The sequence below is a fragment of the Microbacterium umsixpiens genome, from assembly GCF_053543675.1.
The window spans coordinates 1-2,608 of sequence record NZ_JBLVOH010000163.1; the positions used below are offsets into that span (position 1 = coordinate 1).

Below are 2,608 nucleotides of genomic sequence, written 5' to 3' on the forward strand. Positions count from 1 at the left end.
CCCTTGACAGGTGACCGACGAGACCGTGACCGCCCAGCGTCTGGTGCGCCGCTTCGCCCGCGAGACCAACCTGCTCGTGTCGGGTCGTGACTTCTCGGTCGTCGGGTCGGATGCCGTGGCCGAGGCACTGCGTCAGCTGCTGCCGGCGCTCGGTGCGCACCTCGGCGACGGCGGCGTGACGTTCGTGACGGGCGAGGCGCCCGAGATCCTGCTCGACGGCCACCCGCTTCCCGTGCGGAAGACGGCCGAGGACCGCGTGGATGCGGCCGGACGTCACATGCCCGTCTCTTCCGACCTCGCCCGGCGCCTCGGCGAGAAGGGGACGGTGCGCGGGGTCCGCATCGGCATCGCGATGGTGCTCGAACCCAAGACCGCCCAACTCGCCCTGCTGCTGCGGGATGCCGGCGCCACGGTCGCCGTCTACGCGCACCCCGATGAGATCGACGTCGAGGTCGCGGCGGTGCTGCGTGCTCGGGGCATCCCCGTCGACGGCGACCCGACCCTCTCGGGTGCTGCCGAACGCACTGCCGCCGTGTCGTTCCTGCGCCGCGGGTTCGACCTGCTGCTCGACGACGGTTCGCACCTGATCCGCCTCGCGCATGAGGAGGGGATCGCCACAGAACTGAAGGGTGCGGCCGAGGAGACCACGAGCGGGCTCACTCCACTGCGGCTCATGCAGCGCGAAGGCGTGCTCGAGATCCCCGTCATCGCCGTGAACGACGCCCTCACCAAGACCTCCTTCGACAACCGCTACGGCACCGGCCAGTCGTGCGTGTTCGCGATCGCCGATGCGCTGGATGCCGCGGGCATCGACCTCCGCGACCAGCCCGCGGTCGTGGTCGGCTACGGCCCCGTCGGCGAGGGCGTCGCCGCGCACCTGCGGGCGCTCGGCATCGAGGTCGCGGTCACCGAGACCGACCCCGTCCGCGCACTGCGGGCCGCCCACGACGGCTACCGCATCGGCAGGCTGCACGACCTCGCCCCCGGTGCGCTCGTCGTCTCGGCCACGGGCGCTCCGCACACGGTCGACGCCGAAGTCCTGCGTACGGCGGCGGTCGTCGCGGTTGCAGGCGGCGTTCCGCACGAGATCGACCTCGATCCCTCGACCCTGCGACCGTATGCGGGCGAGAACGGCGAAGCCTCTCCGTTCGTCGAACGCGCCGGAGACGGTGCCCTCGTCATCGCCCGCGGCGGCTGCGTGAATCTGTCGGCCGGCGAGGGAAACCCGATCGAGATCATGGATCTGTCGTTCGCGGTGCAGCTCTTCGCCGTCGAGCATCTGCTCACGCACGACCTGCCCGCCGGCGTGCATCCCCTGCCGCCCGAGGCCGACACCACGATCGGCACGGCCGCGCTCGCCGCCCGCGGTGAGCGCATCGACGAGCGCAGCCTCGCGCAGGTCGATGCACTGCGCGAGTGGCGCTCGCCGCGATTCCGGGGAGCATCCGCATGACCGCCGTCACCGTCTACTCCGCCGGGCTCGTGGTGCCGATCACCGCTCCACCGATCGTCGACGGCGCGGTCGCCGTGCGCGACGGCCGCATCATGCACGTGGGCGAGCGCGAGTGGGTGCTGCGGTCGCTGTCCGAGCGCGGGATCGAGGCCGACGAGGTGCACTGGCCCGGCGTGCTGACCCCGGGCCTCGTGAACGCGCACACCCACCTGCAGTACACCGGCATGGCCTCGGTCGGCCGCGGACAGTACGACGGGTTCGACGACTGGGTGCGGGCGTTCGACCCCGTCTACGAGGGCGGCCGCGACTGGGCCGCGGATGCCGCCGACGGCGCGGCACAGGCGCTGCGCTCGGGCACGACCGCGGTGGCCGACGTCGTGACCGACCGCGCGGCGGCGACCGCCCTGCACGACGCCCGATTGCACGGCATCACCTATTGGGAGGTGATGAGCTGGACCAACGACGACTGGGCGCGCACCGGACGCGCGCAGGTCGAGCAGGCCCTCGACGCATTGCCCACCCCGCCCGGCACCGGCCTCTCGCCGCACGCCCCCTACTCGCTCGACATCGAGCCGCTCCTCGAGATCCCCGACATCGTGCGTGAGCGCGGCGGACGCATCCACATCCACCTCGGCGAGGCCGCGTTCGAGAGCGAGTTCGCGCACGAGCATCCGCAGGCCTGGCACACCGCCGGTCTCGCCAGCTTCCAGGAGCTGCGCAAGGCCGGATTCGGCACCAGCGCCACCGAGTTCGTCGACCAGCTCGGCGTGCTCGGGCCCGACTGCCACATCGCGCACGGCGTGTACATGAGCGCCCGAGACCGTGCCATCCTGCGCGAGCGCCGCACGACGGTGGCACTGTGCCCGCGCTCGAACGCCGTCATCGGACTCGAGGAGCCGCCGATCGCCGCGTACCTGCGTGAGGGCAGCCCGATCGCCGTCGGCACCGACTCGCTGTCGTCCAGCCCCTCGCTCGACGTGCTCGCCGATGTGGCGGAGCTCGCCCGCATCGCCCGCTCGCAGGGCTACACCGACCGCGACCTGCACGCGCGACTGCTCGGCGCCGCGACCCTCGGTGGCGCGCACGCCATGGGGATCGACGTCGGCCCCGAACGCACCGGATACCTCGCCGTCGGCGCGCTCGCGGACCTCACCT

General features: G+C 72.4%; 2 protein-coding genes. Both read left to right on the forward strand.

The genetic code is table 11. From position 1 onward, the window contains the following. Positions 1-25: 25 nt before the first annotated feature. Positions 26-1,453 (forward strand): adenosylhomocysteinase, encoded by a 1,428-nt coding sequence (locus tag ACNPM4_RS15810; RefSeq protein ID WP_448986314.1) that lies wholly within the window; start codon positions 26-28, stop codon positions 1,451-1,453. Further along, positions 1,450-2,608 (forward strand): amidohydrolase family protein (locus ACNPM4_RS15815; RefSeq protein WP_448986315.1); only part of this gene is annotated, 1,159 nt, incomplete at its 3' end. The genes ACNPM4_RS15810 and ACNPM4_RS15815, both read left to right, overlap by 4 nt.